Below are 20,377 nucleotides of genomic sequence, written 5' to 3' on the forward strand. Positions count from 1 at the left end.
GACTGTACCCGCTGCCCCGATAAGGGACAGCGGGTCAGGAACTTGGCGGGAACCTAGTGGTGATGCGCCGACGACGCGCCGATCCCGGTTTCGGAGCGGACCCGCTGCGCAGGATAGCCCGCCCGGTCGACCGCCGCACGTCCGGTGCGATCGGTGACCGACACCAGCCAGATGGTCAGAAAGGCCAGCGGCATGGAAAAGATCGTCGGCGAGCCATAAGGGAAGATCGGCTCCGCATATCCCAGCACCTTCACCCAGATGGCGGGCGACAAGATGGTCAGGACCAGCGCCGTCGACAGGCCCACCAGACCGCCCGCCACCACACCGCGCGTGGTGCAGCCCGACCAGAGCAGCGACAGGAACAGCACCGGGAAATTGGCCGACGCCGCCAGTGCGAAGGCCAGGCTGACCATGAAGGCGACATTCTGCTTCTCGAACAATATGCCGAGCAGGATCGCGACGACCGCCAGCACCAGCACCGTGATCCGCGACACCCGAAGTTCGGACGCGGAGTCGGCCTGGCCACGCTTGATGACGGTCGCATAAAGATCGTGGCTGACCGCCGAGGCGCCCGACAGCGTCAGGCCAGCAACCACCGCCAGGATGGTCGCGAACGCCACGGCCGAGATGAATCCGAGGAACAGGTTGCCGCCGACCGCCTGTGCCAGGTGAATGGCGGCCATGTTGCTGCCGCCCCGAAGCGCGCCCTCCGCATCGAGGAAGCCGGGATCGGTTGCGACCAGCACGATCGCGCCGAAGCCGATGACGAAGGTCAGGATGTAGAAATAGCCGATCCACCCCGTCGCCCACAGCACCGAGCTGCGCGCCGCCTTAGCATCGGGCACGGTGAAGAAGCGCATCAGGATGTGCGGCAGACCCGCCGTCCCGAACATCAGGGCGGCACCGATCGAAATGGCGGAGACGGGATCCTTGATGAAGCCGCCCGGCCCCATGATCGCATGCCCCTTGGCCGCCGCTTCATCCGGTCCTGCGCCGGCGAGCGCAGCGAGCGCCGTCTTTACCTCGACCGCGCGGGCGAACAGCGCCTCCGGGCTGAAGCCGAACCGCGCCAGCACCGCGACCGCCATGAAGCTCGCCGCGCCGAGCAGCATCATCGCCTTGACGATCTGGACCCAGGTCGTGGCGGTCATGCCGCCGAACAGCACATACATCGTCATCAGCACGCCGACGATGACCACCGCATAGCCATAGGGCAGGCCGAAGAGCAGCCGGATCAGCTGCCCCGCGCCGACCATCTGCGCGATCAGATAGAAGAGCACGACAAGCAGCGTCGAACAGGCCGCGACCATCCGCACCGGTGTCTGCGCGAACCGGAAGGACGCGACATCGGCAAAGGTGAAGCGCCCCAGATTGCGCAGCCGCTCGGCCATCAGGAACAACAGGATCGGCCAACCGACGAGAAAGCCGATCGAGTAGATCAACCCGTCATAGCCATCGGCATAGATTTGCGCGGAGATACCCAGGAAGGACGCCGCCGACATGAAGTCGCCCGCAATCGCCAGACCGTTCTGGAAACCGGTGATGCCGCCACCCGCCGTGTAGAAATCGGAAGCCGTCCGGGTGCGCCGGGCGGCCCAGCGGGTGATGGCCAGGGTCAGCGCGACAAAGGCGGCGAACATGCCGATCGCGGTCCAGTTCGTCGCCTGCTGCACCGCCGGGCCGATCGCATGGGCCTGAACGGCGGAGAGCGGCGTCAGCGTGAGCGCCGCCCCAAGGGCGAAACGCCCGGCCCTCATGCGCCATACTCCGCACGAAGCGCGTCGATCACCGGATCGAAATCGCGATTGGCGCGCCATACGTAAAGGCCGGTCAACAGGATCGCGAGCGCGATGACGCCCAGCCCGACCGGAATCCCCCAGCTGGTCGCTCCGCCGCTGACCGACCGGGCCAGCAACGCCTTGTCGAACGCGATCGTCAGGACGAAGCCGAAATAGACGATCAGCATGATGACCGTCAGGACGATCGTGAAGCGCCCTCGCTTGCGAACCAGCGCAATGTAACGCGGATCGCTCGCCAGACGGGCTGCGGCATCCTCCATGGCATTCTCCCAAACCCCGCACCGTAGATCGGTGTCGTGGCCGCCATGCTCCCCTGCCCCTGCCGTTCCGTCAAGCGCGATTGGGGCGATAGGCGTTCAGGTCGATGCCGTGGCGCGTGACCTTGTCGTAAAAGGTCTTCCGCGGAATGCCGAGGATGGCGAGCGCGGCGCGGACATCGCCTGATACCTCCTCCAGGACCGACCGGATGGTCGCCCCCTCGAACTGCTCGACCCGTTCGGGCAGCGGCAGGGGATCGCCCGCCCCCTGCACCTCACCGAACAGGCCCAGCGCAACCCGGTTGGCATAGTTGCGCACCTCCCGCACATTGCCGGGCCAGTCATGCGACAGCAGACGCGCCTGGATGGTGCCGTCGATCATCGGTACGGGTCGCCCGAACCGCTCCGCCGCCTCGCGCAGGAAATGGGCGAAGAGCAACGGTACATCGGCACGACGCTCGCGTAGCGGGGGTACCCGGAGCCGGACCGCATCGAGCCGGTATAGTAGGTCGGGCCGGAACCGCCCCTCGACGACGGCGCGCGCCAGATCGGATTTGGCGGCCGCCACGATGCGCAGGTCAAGCGACTGGGGATCCTCGGCACCGATCGCGCGTACCTCGCGCTCTTCGACCACACGCAGCATCCGCCCCTGCAAGGCGGGCGCCATGCTGTCCACCTCGTCCAGGAACAGCGTGCCGCGATGCGCGGCCGCGATCCGCCCCGGCGTCCGGCCATGTACCTGGCCGAACAATTCGTCCTCGGCGATCGCTTCCGGCAGGGCGGCGCAGTCGACCGCGATGAAGGGACGCGTGCGCCGGGCGCTCCAGCGGTGAAGCAGCAGGGCGACCAGCTCCTTGCCCGTGCCCGTCTCCCCCTCGACCAGCACATCGACATCCGCCTGCGCCACCTGCCGCACCGTCTCGCGCAGGCGCATCATCACCGCGGTCTCGCCGATCAGGGGATAGGCGCCCTGCGCCTCTTCCGCCGCCAGCCGGAGCCGCCGATTGTCGAGGACCAGCCGCCGCATCTCCAGCGCCCGTTCGGCACTGGCGATCAGATGGTCGGCGGCAAAGGGCTTTGCGACGAAATCGTACACGCCCTGCTTCAGCGCCGCGACCGCCATCGGCACGTCGCCGTGCCCGGTCATCAGGATCACGGGGATTTCCGCGTCGATCGCCGCGACCCGCCTGGCCAGTTCGATCCCGTCGATCCCGGGCATCCGGATGTCCGACACGACCATGCCGGGAAACTCCGCCCCAATCCCCGCCAGCGCGGTCTGGGGATCGCCATGCGCCTCGACGTCGATCCCGGCCAGCTCGAACGACTGGGCCAGCGCCTGGCGCAGGACGGTGTCGTCATCGACCAGCAGCACCCGCAAGCCGTCGCTCATGCCCGGCGCATCCCGATACGAAAGCCCGCGCCGCCCAGTGTCGAGGGGATGGTTTCCAACATACCTCCAAACTCCGTCATGATATCCCGCGCAATGCCCAGTCCAAGGCCCAGTCCGTCCGGCTTTCCGGTCACGAACGGCGTGAAGATCTCGGTGGCGATCGCCGGGTCCAGCCCCGGGCCATTGTCCTCGACGGTCAGTTCGATCCCGTCCGCCCGTTCCGACACCGTCAGCCGTACGCGCGGATCGGGCCGCCCGCTGACCGCGTCCAGCGCATTCTGGAGCAGGTTGACCAACACCTGCTCCAACCGGACGCGCCCTGCAATCACCCTGGGCAGGCCGTCCGCCGGTCGCTCCAGCGCCACGCCGGCACTGCGAAAACGATCGCCGATCAACAACATCGTGCCGTCCAGCACCTCGTCCAGCGCCACCGGGCCCAGGCCGTGCGTGCCCCGCCGGGCGAAACGGCGCATCTCCTGGACGATGGATCCGATCCGCTCGGTCAGTTCGACGATGGTGGCCAGGTTGCCCGCCGCCTTGTCGGGCTGGGTTCGGTTCAGGAAGGTCCGGGCGTTGTCGGCCAGGGTCCGGATCGCGGCGACCGGCTGGTTGATCTCATGCGCGACGCCCGCGGTGATCGACCCCAGCGAGCCGAGGCGATTGGCCTGGGCCAGTTCCTCGCGCGCGGCGCGGAAACGCTGGTCGGCCAGAATCCGCTCGCCGATCTCGACCGTCAGGCGATCATTGGTCGCGCGAAGCTCGGCGGTGCGCCGTGCGACCTCCTCCTCCAACGCCTCACGCGCCAGGGCCGCCCGCTCGGCCCGGGTCCGGCGCCAGATGAGGAGCAGGGTCAGGCCGATCAGCCCGGCGGCGATCAGGGCGCTGGCCGAGCGCACCCAGCTGTCCGCCTGTCGCAAGGCTGGTCTGGTCGGCAGCAGATGGATCAACTGCCATCGCGGCAGGGGCGCGTGCGTCACCCCGACGATATAGCGCGCGTCCTGCGAATCCGTCGCCTCACTGTCTGCGATCCGATAGGGGATCGGTCTCGGCACGATACCGCCAAATTGCTGGTTCAACGCGATTTCGCGCGCAACGCCGGGGGCCAAAGGCCGCAGCGCAGTGAAACGCGCGCGCCAGTCCGTCGAAACCACGACCACGTCGTGATCGTCGACCAGCAACGTCTGCCCCGGATCGCTAGCCCAGGCCTGGGCCAGCCGGTCGAACTCCACCTTCACCACGACGACTCCGTCGGGTGCGTTTGCCGGGCCGATGCGCCGCGCGAGGAAAAGGCCCGGCCGGTGGCTGGTATTGCCCAGCGCGAAATATTCCGACGTGCCCGTCCGCATCGCCTGTCGGAAATAGGGGCGGAAGGCATATTGCCGCCCGACGAAGCTGTCGGGCGCTCCGGCATTGGACGCCGAGATGGTGATACCGAACCGGTTGATGGCATAGATGACCGGCGCGCCGGTCCGCTCGGCCAGGACGCGCAGTTTCTCGTTCAACCGGACCGCCGCCTCGCTCTTGCCGTTCCGCAGCGCGGAGGCGACGTCCGGATATTCGACCAACACGATGGGCAGCAGACGGAAGCGTTGCAATTCGCTGTTGAGCAACCGCTCCTGCTGTCGTGCGATCCGGGCCGCATCGACCCGGAGCGCTGCAACAGCCTGTCGATGGCCATAGACCCGCAGCGCGAACGCCGCGCCGGTCGCCAGCAGCAGCACCGCCAGGAGCGGTTTGGCGTAGCGTTTCAGATAGCGGTGCATGGGGTAGGACGGTTTGGGCACATGTGCGAAATATCGCAACGCGCCGCATCACGCTATGCGGATTTTCGCGCCGATTACCTGATGAAACGAAATTTTATCTTTCATTTTCAGTGATATATAATGCCGTCCGCAGAATTTTGCGATTTGTCCCGGCTGCCGCACACTCGTTGAAATCTGGAATGCGGCCAACCGCGTCCGCCCCGAAATTTTGCAGAGGATGACGAAGGCAATGATAGCACAAGATTATGCCGTGGCGGAGACGCCCCGCCGCGCGCGGATCTGGTCCCACCTTTATGTCCAGGTTCTGGCCGCGATCGCACTGGGTGCGATCATTGGCCATTTCTGGCCGGCTTTCGGCGAATCGCTGAAGCCGATCGGCGACGCGTTCATCAAGTTGGTGAAGATGATCATCGCCCCCGTGATCTTCCTCACCGTCGTCACCGGGATCGCCGGTATGCGCGAACTGGGCTCGGTCGGCCGGGTCGCGGGTAAGGCGTTCTTCTATTTCATCGTCGTATCGACCTTCGCGCTGATCGTCGGCCTGATCGTCGCCAATGTCGTCCAGCCGGGCGCTGGCATGAACATTGATCCGAGCACACTGAAGGCCGGGTCGATCGCGGAATATACCGCCAAGGCCCATGACACCACGGTCACCGGCTTCCTGCTCGGCATCATTCCCGACACGCTGGTCAGCGCCTTCACCCAGGGCAACATCCTGCAGGTGCTGATGGTCGCCATTCTGTTCGGCATTTCGATGGCGCTCGTCGGCGAACCCGCCCGCCCGCTGCTGAACAGCCTGGAGCGGATCAGCGTCGTGGTCTTCCGGATGGTCGGCATCCTGATGCGCGCCGCGCCGATCGGCGCCTTTGGCGCGATCGCCTTCACCATCGGCAAGTACGGCGTCGGCAGCCTGGTCAATCTGGGCGCGCTCGTCGCGACCTTCTACCTGACCTCGATCCTGTTCGTCGTCGTCGTGCTGGGCACCATCGCGCGCGTCAACGGCTTCTCGGTCCTCAAGCTGATCCGCTATTTGAAGGCCGAGCTGCTGCTGGTTCTCGGCACCTCGTCTTCGGAGGCCGCGCTGCCCAGCCTGCTCCAGAAGATGGAGAAGGCCGGTTGCGAAAAGTCGGTCGTCGGCCTCGTCGTCCCCACCGGCTATTCGTTCAACCTCGACGGCACCAACATCTACATGACGCTGGCGGCGCTGTTCATCGCCCAGGCCTGCGGCGTGGACCTGTCCCTCGGTCAGCAGTTGGCCCTGCTCCTCGTCGCGATGCTCTCGTCCAAGGGTGCGGCGGGCGTCACCGGCGCGGGCTTCATCACCCTGGCCGCCACCCTGTCGATCGTGCCGGACGTGCCGGTCGCGGGCATGGCGCTGATCCTCGGCGTCGACCGCTTCATGTCGGAATGCCGCAGCCTGACCAACTTCATCGGCAACGCCGTCGCCACCGTCGTCGTCGCCCGTTGGGAAGGTGCGCTCGACAAGGATGCCCTGAACGCCGCACTCAACGGCCATCCGACCCTTCCCACCCCCAGCAGCGCGCAACCCGTCATCGCCTGATCTGCATAGCGGCCCGGTCGATCTCATCGGTCGGGCCATTTATTTACAAAGATGCGCTAATCGGTCACCGCGATGACGACGGGGTTCGATTGAGGGGGAATATTCCATGAAGATTCATTGGCTTGCTGGCACCGCCATGGTGTCGGCGATGGGGGTCGCCGCATCCCCCGTGTCGGCTCAGACCGTCACCACCAAAGCGGCCGCAGAGCCTGCCAGCCCCGTCGCCACGGCCTATCCGACCACGGCTGCCGGTGACGGCAACACGGTTGGCGGCTACAACCAGTCGCGCTGGGCCGAGGATTGGCGGAAATATTGCGACCCCGCCAAGCGGGACGATGTCATCGACGCGCTGAAGTGCGTGAAGCTGACCCAGGACGGCAAGTCGTACGTCACCTTCTCGGGCGAGCTGCGCACCCGCGTCAACATCACCACGAACCCCAATCTGCGCGAGGTCGAGCAGCAGCGTCAGGACATCGCGCGGATCGTCGGCGGTGCGGACGTGCATCTGGGCGACAATTTCCGCGTCTTCGGCGAACTCGGCCGTGCGGAGCTTCAGGGTATCAACCTGGGCACGCCCGGCGGCAATCTGCGCAACCAGCTGGCCGTGCAGCAGCTGTTCGCCGAAGTGAAGGGCAAGGCGCTTGGCCTGGACGTCGGCGTGCGTGCCGGTCGCCAGGAATTTTACGACGGGCCGCAGCTGCTGACCGTCGGCCGCGACAACAACACCTTGTTCTTCGTGCTGGACGGCGTGCGCGCCTATGCGCGGAGCAAGGACGCGCGGATCGACGTGTTCGACCTGAACTACGTCACCTATGGCTTCAAGGGCATCGGCGACGACAAGACCAATCCGGACGTGCGCTTCACCGGCGCGACCTTCGGCTTCCGCCTTTCGCCCAAGCTCTTCGGCGGGTCCAAGCTGTACCTGGATCCCTTCATCTGGCGGCTGCGCAATCGTCGCGCGGTATGGGGCCCGACCACCGCGCTGGAGGAACGCTATTTCCTCGGCCTCCACGCTTATGGTGATGCCGGGCCGGTCAATATCGACTGGACCGTGAACAACCAGCGCGGCACCTTCGCCAATCGCCCGATCTCGGCCTGGCAGGCGTTCGTCGCCCAGACCTATCGCCTGGGCAAGAAGCCCGACGCCCCCCGCGTCGGCATCCATTTCGACTATGGCTCGGGCGGCGGCGCCTATCAGCGGACCGGGGCGCTTAACACCACCAATGGCCTGTTCGGCAACAATATCTATTACAGCTATGGCCTGTTTCTGACGCCGACCAACCTGCTGTACACCGCGCCGAACTTCACCTTCACGCCGATCAAGGGCGTGCGCCTGGCGACCGAATATGGCTTTGCCTGGCGGCCGGACGAGTTCGACGCAGTTTATCGCGCCAGCGGCGCCCCCTGGGCGGGCACGCAGAATGTCCGCGGCAAGAAGGTCGCCGAGGTTGCCCGTCTACAGGCCACATGGACGATCACCCCGCGTCTGTCGTTCGTCGGCCGTTACGAACATTTCAAGGCCGACACGGTGCTGAAGCGTGCCAATCTGAAAAGCTCGGACTTCTTCGCCGGGTGGCTCAGCTTCCGTTTCTGATAGCGGCGGCGGGTTGCTCGGGACCCGCCCCTCAGCCGCCCCGTGCGGCCAGCACACGTGACACGATCGGGCCGAGGCTATCCGCCTTGGCCCGATCCACATGCGAGATATGGGTAATCAGAGCCTGGTCCAGCACCGTGTCGATCGGCGACGCCGTGCGGGTTTCGGGAAGCAGCTTGGCCAGCTCGACCACCAGCGTCCGCGCGGTGGCCGCATTGGCGGTCAGTTGGGCCAGAATGGCATCGACCTCGACATGCGCCTCGTCCTCGCGCCAGCAGTCATAGTCGGTCACCATGCCGATCAGCGCATAGGGTAGCTCGGCCTCGCGGGCGAGCTTGGCCTCGGGCATGGCGGTCATGCCGATCACGTCCGCGCCCCATTGGCGATAGAGATGGCTTTCGGCACGAGTCGAGAATTGCGGCCCCTCCATCGCCAGATAGGTACCGCCATGCACCATCCGGGCGCCGGCACGCTCGCCCGCCTGCGCGGCCAGTGTCGACAGGCGCGGACAGACCGGATCGGCCATCGAGACATGGGCCACGAGCCCGGACCCGAAAAAGCTGGTGTCCCGGTGCACGGTCCGGTCGATAAACTGGTCCACTGCGACGAAACGCCCCGGCGGCAGTTCCTCCCGCAGCGACCCGATCGCCGAGATCGCCAGCACGTCGGTACAGCCCGCCAACTTCAGCGCATGGATATTGGCCCGGGCATTGACCTCTGTCGGCGACAGGCGGTGGCCCCGCCCGTGACGAGGCAGAAACACGAAGCGAATTGCGCCGATCCGTCCACGGACCAGCGTATCGGACGGCGCGCCCCAGGGCGTATCGAGGATCAGGGTCTCCGCGTCCTCCAGCGCATCGATCGCATACAGACCCGATCCGCCGATGATCCCGATCGTCCAGCCGCCCATATCGTGCTCCCCTTCGCTTACGACGCCGGTTAGGCGCTTGCCCCCAATAAGCAAAGGGGCGCACGGGGGGAGGACCCGCACGCCCCTCGCTCAACCGCGGCGGCTGGGGGAATAGCCGCTCGCGGGAACCGTAAAGAGCCACCCCGCAAACGCTGACGACCTGCGCGACATGGAGGGAGACGTCATTGCAAGGCACGGCATCGCAACCGGCGGCGCCGCACAAGCGACGATTCGAGCGCGGGAATTTTGAAAAGGCCGTGAAACTCCCGGATTAAGATGACGTTTCTGTAATTCACCTATATGTACGTCGCAGCCGCGAAAAAGCAACGGATAGGTGCAATTAAATTTGACGTCGTTGATCGGAGGCCGCACAAGGGGGATCATGGCCATCACGAAACGGACCGCTGGACGCCCTACACGGGAACAAGCCCAGCACATCGACGACATCATCCTGTCCGGCGCACGGGAGGCCTTTTGCTCGCAGGGCATAGAAGGCACTTCCATGGAGGAGATCGCGCTGTCGGTGGGGGTGAGCAAGCATACCATCTATCGCCGCTATGCAGGCAAGATGGCGCTGCTCGACGCTGTCGTGGCCCGCGACCTCGACCGCCTCAATCAGGCAATGCTGCTGGATGACGCCACGGGCAGCAATCCGCTGGAACGGCTCAAAAGTGCGGCGCGCCGCTTTTTCTTTTTCTGTGTCGAGCCGGATTCGGTGCGGTTCATGGCCTTCCTCACGTCCGAGGCGATCTTCTCCGAGGAGCTTCGTCAGCGCTTCGGAACATGGGACCGGGTGCTGTCCGATCCGATCATCCTGTGCATCCGGGCGTCGCAAGAGGCTGGCCTGCTGCGTTCCGACGAGACGGCCATCGCGCTGTTCAGCCTGCTCGCCGACATTCTCGACGGTCCTGGCCGCCGCATGCAGTTCGATCTGCCCGATCCCTTCTCCGGCCTCTCGCCCGATGCGTTCTTCGAGCATCGCTGGTCGGTGTTCCTAAAGGTTGCGACCGCCGGGTGAAGGGAACGGGCGGTGACAGCGGGCGTTGGCGGGCCATGTCCGACGATCTGCTGATCTTTCGCCCCGACGATGTCGATCTGTCCCGCTCGCCGCTGCGCCGCGGCATTTCCGAGCCGACCTATGTGCTGGGCGCGTTCAATCCGGGCATGACCCGGCTGGCGAACGGCAACATCCTGCTGATGGTCCGGATCGCCGAGGCGCTCCGCGAGCCCGTCGATGCTGCCGATGTCCGGGCCATTCGCTGGACGCCGCAAGGCTATGTCCTGGACCGCTATCCGCTGTCCAAGGTCGATATGACCGACCCGCGCCAGTTCGCCATTCGGGGGAGCGCGCATCGCATATTGGCGCTTACGTCCTTATCCTGGCTGCTCCCGGTCGAGCTTTCCCCGGACGGGGCGAGCATCGTCGCGGTCCATTACGACAAGGCGATCGAACCTCTCGCGACCTGGCAGGATTACGGCGTGGAGGACGCCCGGATCAGCCGCATCGGCGATCGTTGGTATATGACCACCTGTTCGGTGTCGGCCGAGCGGCATTCGACCACGCTGCACCTGTCGGAAAACGGCCTGGACTATCGGCTGGCCGGGATCATCCTGGACCATCAGAACAAGGACATGCTGTTCTTCGAGGGACTGGTCGACGGCCGCTTCATGGCGCTGACCCGGCCGCTGGGCGAAGTATATTTCGCCTATCCCGATGACAGCCCGTTCGTCGGCGGCCCGTCGATCAACTTCGCCACCTCGCCCGATGCGCTGCACTGGAAGCCACTCGAGGCCCCCGGCATCCGCGCGCGCAAGGATTCGACCTCCGCGATGAAGGTGGGCGGCGGCACCCCGCCGATCCTGACCGAGCGTGGCTGGCTGACCATCTATCACGGCGTGGAGAGGCGGGAGTCGGTGGGCATCTATCGCAGCTTCTGGGCGCTGTTCGACCGGGAGGAGCCGACCCGCATCCTGCATTTGGCCGACGACCGCCCGCTGCTGGAGGCCGATCCGGCGCTTACGGCCTCGATCGCGCATCAGATGTATCTGCCGACCCCGGTGGTCTTTTCGACCGGCATGATCGACATGGGCGACCATTATCTGGTGGCGAGCGGCGAGGCCGATCTGGCCTGCCGCATGACCCGCTTGCCCAAGGCGCTCTTCGCATGAACGTGCGGCCCTGGTGGCAGTCGGCCGTCCTCTACCAAATCTATCCCTGGTCGTTTCAGGATAGCGACGGCGACGGCATCGGCGACCTACGCGGGATCGAAAGCCGCCTCGACTATCTGGTCGAGCTGGGCGTCGACGCGATCTGGCTTTCGCCGATATTTCCGTCACCTATGGCCGATTTCGGCTATGACGTGGCGGATTATTGCGGGGTCGACCCGCGTTTCGGCACGCTGGATGATTTCGACTGGCTGCTGGCATCGGCCCATGCGCGCGGGTTGAAGCTGCTGCTCGACTTCGTACCCAACCACAGCTCCGACCAGCATCCCTGGTTCGTGGAGAGCCGGTCGTCGCGCGACAACCCCAAGCGGGACTGGTATATCTGGCGCGACGCAGCCCCCGATGGCGGTCCGCCCAATAACTGGATCAGCGATTTCGGCGGCCCGGCCTGGACCTGGGACGAGGCCACCGGGCAATATTATTACCACGCCTTCCTGAAGGAACAGCCGGACCTGAACTGGCGCAACTCGCAGGTGCGCGCCGCGATGCTGGACGTCCTTCGCTTCTGGTTTGCGCGTGGCGTCGACGGATTCCGTATCGACGTGTTGTGGCACATCGTGAAGCACGCCGGCTTCCCGGACAATCCGATCAATCCCGACTGGGATCCGGCGACCGGCGAGATGAACCGGGTGTTCCAGTTTCATTCGACCGACCAGCCCGAAGTCCATGATATCGCCGCCGATATGCGTGCCATCGCCGATGCATTCGGCCGTGACGGCGACGAGCGGGTATTGATCGGCGAGATCTATCTGCCGGTCGAACGGCTGATGCGCTATTATGGACAGCAGGGCGAAGGGGTACATTTGCCCTTCAACTTCCAGCTGATCGACGCGCCCTGGGACGCCCGGCATCTGGCGCGGATGATCGCGGATTACGAGGCGGCGCTTCCCCCGGGCGGCTGGCCCAACTGGGTGCTGGGCAATCACGACCGCCCGCGCAGCGCGACCAAGCGCGGCCCTGCCCAGGCCAGGGTCGCAGCGATGCTGCTGCTGACCCTGCGCGGTACGCCGACGCTCTATTATGGCGACGAGCTGGGCATGAAGAATGGCGACATCCCGCCCGATCGGGTTCGCGACCCGCGCGAGTTGCGGGAGCCGGGACTGGGGCTGGGCCGCGATCCGGTCCGTACGCCCATGCCGTGGGACGACAGCCCGGCGGGCGGCTTCACCACCGGCGAACCCTGGCTGCCGCTCGGCCGGGGCTGGCAGGACCGGAACGTCGCCACCGAGCTTGAGGACAGCCGATCCATGCTGGCGCTGCACAAGGCGCTGCTCGCGCTCCGGCGCCACAGCCCTGCGCTGGCGACGGGAAATATTCGGTTGATCGAGGCCGAAGGACCAGTCCTCGCCTATGAGCGCGAGCAGGACGGAGAGCGGTATGTGATCGCCCTCAATCTCGGCCAGACGGCCGCGCCGGTCACCCTGGCGGGGCGCCCTGTCCTCTCGACGCTCGGCAATCTTCCGCTCACGCCCCCTTCCCTGCTGCGCCCCGATGAAGGGCTGATCCTGAAAGTAGACGCGCTGACATGAAAATCGCGATGATCGCCCCCATCGCGTGGCGCACGCCGCCGCGCGCCTATGGACCATGGGAATTGGTGACGAGCCTGTTGACCGAGGCGCTCGTCGCCCGTGGCGTCGACGTCACCCTGTTCGCGACGCAGGACAGCGTCACGGCGGCGACGCTGGCGGGCCCCGTGCCCGCCCCCTATTCCGAAGACCCGTCGGTCGACGCCAAGGTGTGGGAGATGCGCCACCTCGCCGCCGTGTTCGAACGCGCCAGCGAGTTCGACCTGATCCACAACCAGGCCGACTTCCCCGCCCATGCCTTTTCCGGGCTGGTCGACACGCCGATGGTCACGACCATCCACGGTTTCTCGTCCGAGCGCATCCTGCCGATGTACGCACCCTATCAGGACCGGGTGCGCTATGTCGCCATATCGGACTCCGACCGCCACCCCGGCCTGCGCTACGCCGCGACGATCCATCACGGCATTCCGATCGAGGAATTTCCTTTCGATCCAGCGGGTAGCGAGGATCTTCTGTTCTTCGGTCGCATCCACCCCGATAAGGGCGCGGCCGAGGCGATTGCGGTGGCGCAGGCGACCGGCCGCCGTCTGGTGATGGCGGGCATCGTGCAGGATCAAGGCTATTGGGAGCGTGACGTTCGCCCCCATGTCGATGACGATCGCATCGTCTATCGCGGGCCGGTGGGCGGCGCGGACCGCACCGCAACGCTGGGCGGGGCCAGGGCCCTGCTCCACCTCATCAATTTCGACGAGCCGTTCGGGCTGTCGGTGGTCGAGGCCATGGCGTGCGGCACGCCGGTCATCGCCATCCGGCGCGGCTCGATGCCCGAGTTGATCGAGGACGGCGTCACCGGCTTCCTGGTCGACACGGTCGAGCAGGCGATCGCAGCGGTCGACCGACTGGGCGAGATCGACCGTGCCGCCTGTCGCCAAGCGGCGGCGACGCGCTTCTCGGTCGATCGTATGGCCGATCGCTATCTGGCGCTCTACCGCTCGATCCTGGGCTGATCGCGCTGCGCCAGCGCCGCAGCGTCAATCCGCTGGAGCATCGCCACGAAGGAATCGAGTTCAGCCTGGCTGAACCCGGCAAAGAGCTGCGCCTCCAGTTCCAGCGCCTTGGGCGCGACATCGGCGTAAAGAGTCCGCCCCGCCTCGGTCAGGACCAGCAGATGCGAGCGCCGGTCCCCGTCATGCGCGGTCCGCGCCAGCAGCCCGCGGCCGACCATCGCGATCGCCGCGCGCGAGACGGTGACCTTGTCCATCCGGCTGCGCTCGCACACCGCCGACTGGGCGACCGCGCCTTCCTCCGCGACGATCGCGATCAGCCGCCATTCCGGGATCGTGAGCCCGAACAGCTGTTGATAGGCGCTGGCGATATGATCGCTGACTAGGTTCGAGGTGATCGAAAGCCGATAGGGAAGAAAGCCGTCCAGCCGCAATTCGCGAGATCGTAACATTTGACACCAATTCCCCGTTCTGCGATCTAGTTTCGGAAGATACTGGATCAGGAGTTGGACGTCATGGCAACCACCCCGAACAATCCGCTGGGCCTGGACGGCTTCGCTTTCTGCGAATTCACCACGCCCGAGCCCGACGCGCTGGCAAAGCAGTTCGACATGATGGGCTTCGTGCCCACCCACCGGCACCCGGAAAAGGCGATCACCCGCTACAAGCAGGGCCGCATCACCCTACTGCTCAACGCCGAGGCGAAAGGTCAGGCGGCCGACTTCCGCAGCCAGCATGGCCCCTCGGCCAGCGGCATGGGCTTTTACGTCGCCGATCCTGCGCAGGCCTTTGACCATGCGCTTGAGGGTGGTGCGACGCCGGTCGACGCGACGCGCGGCTGCCTCACCCCGGATGCCAAGGCGATCGAGGGCATCGGCGGCAGCTATCTCTATCTGGTGAAGGCGGGCGATGACCTGTTCGCCGACTGGATCGAAATGGCGGGCTGGCAACAAGCAGAAACGGAAAGCAACGTCGGCCTCGACCTGCTCGACCATCTGACCCACAATGTCCGTCGCGGCGAGATGCGGACCTGGTCGGGCTTCTACTCCAAGCTGTTCGGCTTCGAGGAGCAGAAATATTTCGACATCAAGGGCAAGGCGACCGGGCTGTTCAGCCAGGCGATGATCGCCCCCGACAAGGCGATCCGCATCCCCCTGAACGAGAGCCAGGACGAGAAGAGCCAGATCGAGGAGTTCATCCGCGAATATAATGGCGAAGGCATCCAGCATCTCGCGCTGACCACCGACAATATCTACGAGACGGTCGAAAAGCTGCGCGAACGCGGCGTCCGCCTGCAGGATACGATTGAGACCTATTACGAGCTGGTCGACAAGCGCGTGCCGAACCATGGCGAGGACCTGGAGCGGCTGCGCAAGAACCGCATCCTGATCGACGGCAATGTCGGCGAAGAGGGCATCCTCCTCCAGATCTTCACCGAGAACATGGTCGGCCCGATCTTCTTCGAGATCATCCAGCGCAAGGGGAATGAAGGTTTCGGCAACGGCAATTTCCAGGCGTTGTTCGAGAGCATCGAGCTGGACCAGATCCGGCGCGGCGTCATTACGGTGGATGCCTGAGCATCCACCGATGCGCGCACGAAGGTGCGCGAGCAAGCCCGGCCAGCGCGGCCGAGCCAGCGCATAAGGCGCGGCTTGGCCGCGTCTGACGCGCTGGCGTGTTGTGGAGAGGAAAAGAGATGACGACATCCTACATCCCCGGCTTCGGCAATCACATCGCGACCGAAGCGGTGCCCGGCGCCCTGCCGATCGGCCACAACTCGCCGCAGCGCCCCGCTTATGGTCTTTACGCCGAGCAGCTGTCGGGCACCGCCTTTACCGCGCCGCGCCACGAGAATCGCCGGTCCTGGCTCTATCGTCTCCGCCCGACCGCCGAGCATCCGCCATACGAACCCTATGACGGCGCACCCCGCTTCGCCCCCGGCACCAGCGACAGCCCCCTCCCCCCGAACCGCCTGCGCTGGGATCCGGTGCCGATGGCGGCATCCGGCACCGACTGGATCGACGGGATGACGACGATGCTCGCCAATCGCGATCCCGCCGATCTGGAGGGGGTGGCGGTCCATGTCTATGCCTGCAACCGCAGCATGGAGCGGGTGTTCGTCGATGCCGATGGCGAGTTGGTGTTCCTGCCACAATCAGGCCGCCTGTCGATCCTGACCGAACTCGGCCGGATCGACATCGCACCCGGCCAGATCGCGCTGGTACCGCGCGGCGTGCGCTTCCGGGTCGAATTGCCTGACGGAGAGGCCGCGGGCTATGTCGCGGAAAATCATGGCAGCCTGTTCCGCCTGCCCGATCTGGGACCGATCGGCGCGAACGGCCTAGGCAATCCCCGCGATTTCGAAACGCCGGTCGCCTGGTTCGAGGATCGGGATGAGCCGACCCAGGTCGTCCAGAAATTCCTCGGCTCGCTCTGGACGATGACGCTCGACCACAGTCCGCTCGACGTGGTGGCTTGGCACGGCAATCTCGCGCCCTGGCGCTATGACCTGTCGCGCTTCAACACGATCAACACGGTCAGTTTCGACCATCCCGATCCGTCGATCTTCACCCTGCTGACCTCGCCCAGTGATGTGCCCGGGCGGGCGAACGCGGACCTGGTCCTGTTCCCACCGCGCTGGATGGTGGCGGAGGACACGTTCCGCCCGCCCTGGTTCCACCGCAACGTCATGTCCGAGGCGATGGGGCTGATTACCGGCGCCTATGACGCCAAGGCCGAAGGCTTCCGTCCCGGCGGCCTGTCGCTCCACAATCTGATGGCTGGGCACGGCCCCGACTTGGCGAGTTGGCAGGGTGCGAGCAACGCCGAGCTGAAGCCCCACCGGATCGAGGGCACCATGGCCTTCATGGTCGAGAGTTGCTGGCCCTATCGCCCGACCAGCCACGCGCTGGCCCACGCCCAGCTCGATTATGACGCAGTGTGGAAGGACTTCCCCAAGGCCAGGCTACCATGAGCCTGACGCTCCATGGCTATTGGCGGTCGAGTGCCGCCTATCGCGTCCGGCTGGCGCTGGCGCTGAAGGGCGTCTCCTATCGCAGCGTCACCCATGACCTGCGCACTGGCGAACAACGCAGCGAGGATTACCGGGCCTTGCAGCCGCAAGGGCTGGTTCCCGCACTCGAAGGCCAGGACGGCGTGCTGATCCAGAGCCCGGCAATCCTGGAATGGCTGGAGGAGCGCTATCCCGATCCGCCGTTGCTGCCAACTGACAGCGCCGGGCGGGCCGTAGTGCGCGCCATGGCGGCGATCGTGGCGTGCGACGTCCATCCGATCAACAACCTGCGCGTCCTGACCCGTCTACGGGAGGATATGCGAGCCGATGAAGCCGCCATTCGGGACTGGATCGCTCATTGGGTGGCCGAAGGTTTCGACGCCCTGGAAACGCTGATCGCGCGGCATGGCGCGGGCTTTGCCTATGGCGACACGCCGACCCTAGCAGACTGCCATTTGCTGCCGCAGGTTTATAATGCCGAACGCTTCGGCGTTGACCTGACGCCCTTTCCCCGGCTCGCCGCCGCCGCACAGCGCCTGCGGGAACAGGCCCCTTCGGCCGCACCCGAAGCGCAGGACGATGCCGGATGACCGACGAACGGCTGACCGCCACCCCCGCCGGGATCGCGCTGGGTCCGCTGGACACCATCGCCGATGGTGCGGCGCGCAACTTCGTGCTCCAGATGCGTGCGGGGCGCTTCCATGGCTTCATCATCCGGCGAGGCGAGACCGTACAGGGATATGTCGACCGATGCCCGCATATGGGCCTGCCGCTGGCCCAGACGCTCGACGCCTATCTGACCCCCGATGGGCAGCGCATCGCCTGTTCCTGGCACGGGGCGATCTTCGACATTGCGGACGGCAAATGCCTGGGCGGGCCATGTAGCGGCCAGCGCCTGACGCCCTGGCCGGTCACCGTCCGCGACGGTGCCATCGTCACGGCGTGACCGCAGCCACCTCGGCCTGGGCGATCGCCTGGAGCCGCGCCATCAGTCGGGGCTCCAGCCCCAGGTCGCGCCCCGCGCGTTCCTGCTCGCCCAGCCGCCGCACGTCGAAGCCGGTGATTTTGCCGAAGATCACCAGCGCCTCCAGATAATAGCCCGCCGCGCTGGCGTGATACTGGTCCCAGGTCCACAGGTCGACCTGGCCGAAGGCGATCCCGTCATAGGGATTGGGATCGGCGATCCGCTCCGCCCAGGCCCGATTCCAGGCCTGGCCGACCGGGATCGTTCCCGAAATCTCCGGGTAACGCCGGCGGGCATAGGCATTGGCTGCCGCCAGATCGTCGGCCATCGCCGTGATCGGCTTGCCCCGCCAAGGGCTGGACGTGCGATAGGTCAGGTCGGCGCGGCTCCAGGTCGATACCAGCTCGACCCGGACCCTCGGATTGGCCTCGCGCAGCATCGCGGTGATCGCGCCCGCCGCCTCGGCATGGCGTATGGGGTCGCCCGGCCGCTGCGGATCGAGCGTGCTATAGCCCTGCAGGATCACCACGTCCCAGCGGCCGCTGATCTCCCGGCGCTTCTGCTCGTAATGAAAGGCGAGGTCGCGGCCCGGATCGGTTTCCAGGCTGACCGTCCAGGATTGGCCTGCCTGTTCGGCAAAACTCTTGAACAGCGCAGGGACTCCGCCGATCCCCTGGCGATTGAGGTCGCGGACCAGATCGGGGCGATAGCGCATGACCGGCGAGTTGGCGCCGAAGGTGAAGCTGTTGCCGACGAACAGGATCGTCTCCGCCGTCGCTGGGCCAGCCATCGTCAGGATGGCCGCCGCCATTCCCATCGCAATACGCATGAACTCGTACCCCCGATCCTGGACCGGGAGCCTTGATGGCGAAGCGCAGCCATGGCTGCAACCCATCTTGCGACTCCCTCGTATATACCCTATACCCCTATGCGTTATGGCACATGTGACGACCAGCAAGGAAAAGATCATCGCCCGCGTCCGGCGGATCGCAGGGCAGGTCGCGGCGATCGAGCGATCGGTCGTCGCGGACGCCGATTGCGCCGAGACGCTGCATCTGGTCGCCGCCGTCCGTGGTGCCGTTGCGGGGTTGATGGACGAACTCGTCGAGGATCATCTCCACGCCCATGTCGCCGCCCCCGGCCTGTCGGATGAGGAACGCAGTACCGCCGCTGCCGAGCTGGCCCGGCTCCTCCGCCGCCACTTCCGATAATCGCCACCGAACGCCGCCAAAGGACCATCAGCCGTGACGACCCATAGCCATGATTATCTGGGCCATGCCCATGACGAGAATGCCCGGCGCACCCGCGCCGTGGTCTGGTTGTCTGCGGGCATGATGGTCGCCGAGATCGTGGCGGGCTATTTCACCGGCTCGATGGCACTGCTGGCCGATGGATTTCACATGGCGACCCATGTCGGTGCCCTGGGCATCGCCGCCATCGCCTATTCCTATGCCAAAAAGCATGTCGCCAATCCGCGCTACAGCTGGGGCACGGGCAAGGTTGGCGAACTGGCCGGATTCGGCTCGGCGATGGTGCTGGGTCTGGTGTCGCTGGGCATCGCCTATGAGTCGATCACCCGGCTGGCCGATCCGCGGCCGGTGGCGTTCCGGGACGCGATCCTGGTCGCGGTGCTGGGCCTGTTGATCAACATCGCCAGTGCCTGGATGCTCGGGCATGGCCATAGCCACGGACATGACCATGGACATGGGCGCAGCCATGGGCATGGGCATGAGCACAATCATCATGACCATAGTCATGACCGGCATGGCGGCGACACCAATATGCGGGCGGCCTATATCCATGTGATCGCCGATGCCCTGACCTCGGTCATGGCGATCCTGGCGCTGGTCGCTGGGCGCTATCTGGGTTGGGTCTGGCTCGATCCCGCGGTGGGCCTGCTAGGTGCGGTCGTGATCGCCAACTGGTCGGTCGGGCTGATGCGACAGGCCTCGACCGTGCTGCTCGACGCGGCCGATCCGAAACTCGCCGCCGAGGTCCGGGGACGGGTGGAGGGACCGGCCGATATCCGGATCCACGACTTCCATATCTGGCGGATCGGACCGACCGCCCATGCGGTGATCTTGTCGGTCGAGGGGATCGAGACAAAGCTGACGAGCGCGGATATCCATCGTCGCCTGGACGGCATGACGGCGCTGGGCCATGTCACGGTCGAAATCCGCTAACGCTTCGTTCAATCCCGCACGTTAGAATAGCAACGATGCGAGGCTTGCAGTTACTGGCAGGGGCAATTCTGATGGGCGCCGTCGGCGTCGGCGCGCTGCTGCTCCACCGCCCCGCGCCGAATGATAGTACAGCCTGTCTCTTATACACATCTCCGAGCCCACGAGACCGTACTAGATCTCGTATGCC

The 20,377-nt window shown here is 65.7% G+C and carries 19 protein-coding genes; 12 read left to right on the forward strand and 7 right to left on the reverse strand.

Annotated elements, in window-relative coordinates; genetic code table 11:
• Positions 1-53 precede the first annotated feature (53 nt).
• The 4 genes from QZ546_RS07830 to QZ546_RS07845 all read right to left on the reverse strand — a co-directional run bounded on the left by QZ546_RS07830 (position 54) and on the right by QZ546_RS07845 (position 5,209).
• Complete coding sequence (locus tag QZ546_RS07830) at positions 54-1,757, reverse strand: cation acetate symporter (protein WP_294236026.1); 1,704 nt, start codon at positions 1,755-1,757, stop codon at positions 54-56.
• Complete coding sequence (locus QZ546_RS07835; RefSeq protein WP_294236027.1) at positions 1,754-2,059, reverse strand: DUF485 domain-containing protein; 306 nt, start codon at positions 2,057-2,059, stop codon at positions 1,754-1,756. Before QZ546_RS07835 ends, QZ546_RS07830 begins: the two co-directional genes overlap by 4 nt.
• A 70-nt stretch (positions 2,060-2,129) precedes the next feature.
• On the reverse strand, positions 2,130-3,446 hold the full coding sequence (locus QZ546_RS07840) for a sigma-54 dependent transcriptional regulator (RefSeq protein WP_294236028.1): 1,317 nt from the start codon (positions 3,444-3,446) through the stop codon (positions 2,130-2,132).
• Positions 3,443-5,209 carry an ATP-binding protein gene (locus QZ546_RS07845; protein ID WP_294236029.1) on the reverse strand — a complete coding sequence of 589 codons (1,767 nt, stop codon included), beginning with the start codon at positions 5,207-5,209 and terminating at the stop codon, positions 3,443-3,445. Before QZ546_RS07845 ends, QZ546_RS07840 begins: the two co-directional genes overlap by 4 nt.
• Before the next feature lie 229 nt (positions 5,210-5,438).
• Here QZ546_RS07845 and QZ546_RS07850 point away from each other — a divergent pair, with 229 nt between their 5' ends.
• Together QZ546_RS07850 and QZ546_RS07855 are read left to right on the forward strand one after the other, a co-directional pair.
• Positions 5,439-6,770: a dicarboxylate/amino acid:cation symporter gene (locus QZ546_RS07850; protein WP_294236030.1), complete on the forward strand. Its 1,332-nt coding sequence runs from the start codon at positions 5,439-5,441 to the stop codon at positions 6,768-6,770.
• Between the two features lie 106 nt (positions 6,771-6,876).
• Complete coding sequence (locus tag QZ546_RS07855; protein ID WP_294236031.1) at positions 6,877-8,364, forward strand: alginate export family protein; 1,488 nt, start codon at positions 6,877-6,879, stop codon at positions 8,362-8,364.
• 31 nt (positions 8,365-8,395) lie between these two features.
• Here the strand turns inward: QZ546_RS07855 and mtnP are convergent, their stop codons facing one another.
• Complete coding sequence (gene mtnP / locus QZ546_RS07860) at positions 8,396-9,274, reverse strand: S-methyl-5'-thioadenosine phosphorylase (RefSeq protein ID WP_294236032.1); 879 nt, start codon at positions 9,272-9,274, stop codon at positions 8,396-8,398.
• Positions 9,275-9,656: 382 nt separating this feature from the next.
• Between mtnP and QZ546_RS07865 the strand changes: the two genes are divergently transcribed.
• Genes QZ546_RS07865 through QZ546_RS07880 form a run of 4 tightly spaced genes read left to right on the forward strand, consistent with a single transcriptional unit; the run spans position 9,657 to position 14,033 of the window.
• On the forward strand, positions 9,657-10,292 hold the full coding sequence (locus tag QZ546_RS07865) for a TetR/AcrR family transcriptional regulator (protein WP_294236033.1): 636 nt from the start codon (positions 9,657-9,659) through the stop codon (positions 10,290-10,292).
• Positions 10,293-10,327: 35 nt separating this feature from the next.
• A complete protein-coding gene (locus tag QZ546_RS07870; protein WP_294236034.1) occupies positions 10,328-11,443 on the forward strand; it encodes a glycosidase in 1,116 nt (371 codons plus the stop codon).
• Positions 11,440-13,029: an alpha-amylase family glycosyl hydrolase gene (locus QZ546_RS07875; RefSeq protein ID WP_294236035.1), complete on the forward strand. Its 1,590-nt coding sequence runs from the start codon at positions 11,440-11,442 to the stop codon at positions 13,027-13,029. The genes QZ546_RS07870 and QZ546_RS07875 overlap by 4 nt, the downstream gene beginning before the upstream one ends.
• Positions 13,026-14,033, forward strand: a complete 1,008-nt coding sequence (locus tag QZ546_RS07880) for a glycosyltransferase family 4 protein (protein WP_294236036.1) — start codon at positions 13,026-13,028, stop codon at positions 14,031-14,033. The genes QZ546_RS07875 and QZ546_RS07880 overlap by 4 nt, the downstream gene beginning before the upstream one ends.
• Here the strand turns inward: QZ546_RS07880 and QZ546_RS07885 are convergent.
• Positions 14,012-14,482 carry a MarR family transcriptional regulator gene (locus QZ546_RS07885; protein WP_294236037.1) on the reverse strand — a complete coding sequence of 157 codons (471 nt, stop codon included), beginning with the start codon at positions 14,480-14,482 and terminating at the stop codon, positions 14,012-14,014. The genes QZ546_RS07880 and QZ546_RS07885 overlap by 22 nt on opposite strands.
• Before the next feature lie 63 nt (positions 14,483-14,545).
• Here QZ546_RS07885 and hppD point away from each other — a divergent pair, with 63 nt between their 5' ends.
• The 4 genes from hppD (at position 14,546) to QZ546_RS07905 (ending at position 17,989) form a co-directional block, all read left to right on the forward strand.
• Complete coding sequence (gene hppD / locus QZ546_RS07890) at positions 14,546-15,607, forward strand: 4-hydroxyphenylpyruvate dioxygenase (protein WP_294236038.1); 1,062 nt, start codon at positions 14,546-14,548, stop codon at positions 15,605-15,607.
• 119 nt (positions 15,608-15,726) lie between these two features.
• Complete coding sequence (gene hmgA, locus QZ546_RS07895; RefSeq protein WP_294236039.1) at positions 15,727-17,004, forward strand: homogentisate 1,2-dioxygenase; 1,278 nt, start codon at positions 15,727-15,729, stop codon at positions 17,002-17,004.
• Positions 17,001-17,633 (forward strand): maleylacetoacetate isomerase, encoded by a 633-nt coding sequence (gene maiA / locus QZ546_RS07900; RefSeq protein ID WP_294236040.1) that lies wholly within the window; start codon positions 17,001-17,003, stop codon positions 17,631-17,633. Before hmgA ends, maiA begins: the two co-directional genes overlap by 4 nt.
• Complete coding sequence (locus QZ546_RS07905) at positions 17,630-17,989, forward strand: Rieske (2Fe-2S) protein (RefSeq protein ID WP_294236041.1); 360 nt, start codon at positions 17,630-17,632, stop codon at positions 17,987-17,989. Before maiA ends, QZ546_RS07905 begins: the two co-directional genes overlap by 4 nt.
• On the opposite strand, the gene QZ546_RS07910 is transcribed toward QZ546_RS07905, so the two are convergent.
• Positions 17,979-18,836 carry a PEP-CTERM sorting domain-containing protein gene (locus QZ546_RS07910; protein ID WP_294236042.1) on the reverse strand — a complete coding sequence of 286 codons (858 nt, stop codon included), beginning with the start codon at positions 18,834-18,836 and terminating at the stop codon, positions 17,979-17,981. The two genes, QZ546_RS07905 and QZ546_RS07910, sit on opposite strands and share 11 nt — an antisense overlap.
• Positions 18,837-18,942: 106 nt before the next feature.
• Between QZ546_RS07910 and QZ546_RS07915 the strand changes: the two genes are divergently transcribed.
• Together QZ546_RS07915 and dmeF are read left to right on the forward strand one after the other, a co-directional pair.
• The gene (locus tag QZ546_RS07915) at positions 18,943-19,218 is read left to right on the forward strand and encodes a metal/formaldehyde-sensitive transcriptional repressor (protein WP_294236043.1); all 276 of its coding nucleotides are present in this window, start codon (positions 18,943-18,945) and stop codon (positions 19,216-19,218) included.
• A 33-nt stretch (positions 19,219-19,251) separates the two neighbouring features.
• The gene (gene dmeF / locus QZ546_RS07920) at positions 19,252-20,190 is read left to right on the forward strand and encodes a CDF family Co(II)/Ni(II) efflux transporter DmeF (RefSeq protein ID WP_294236044.1); all 939 of its coding nucleotides are present in this window, start codon (positions 19,252-19,254) and stop codon (positions 20,188-20,190) included.
• Positions 20,191-20,377: the final 187 nt, after the last annotated feature.

It is taken from the genome of uncultured Sphingomonas sp. (genome assembly GCF_913062585.1).
Taxonomy (GTDB): Bacteria; Pseudomonadota; Alphaproteobacteria; order Sphingomonadales; family Sphingomonadaceae; genus Sphingomonas.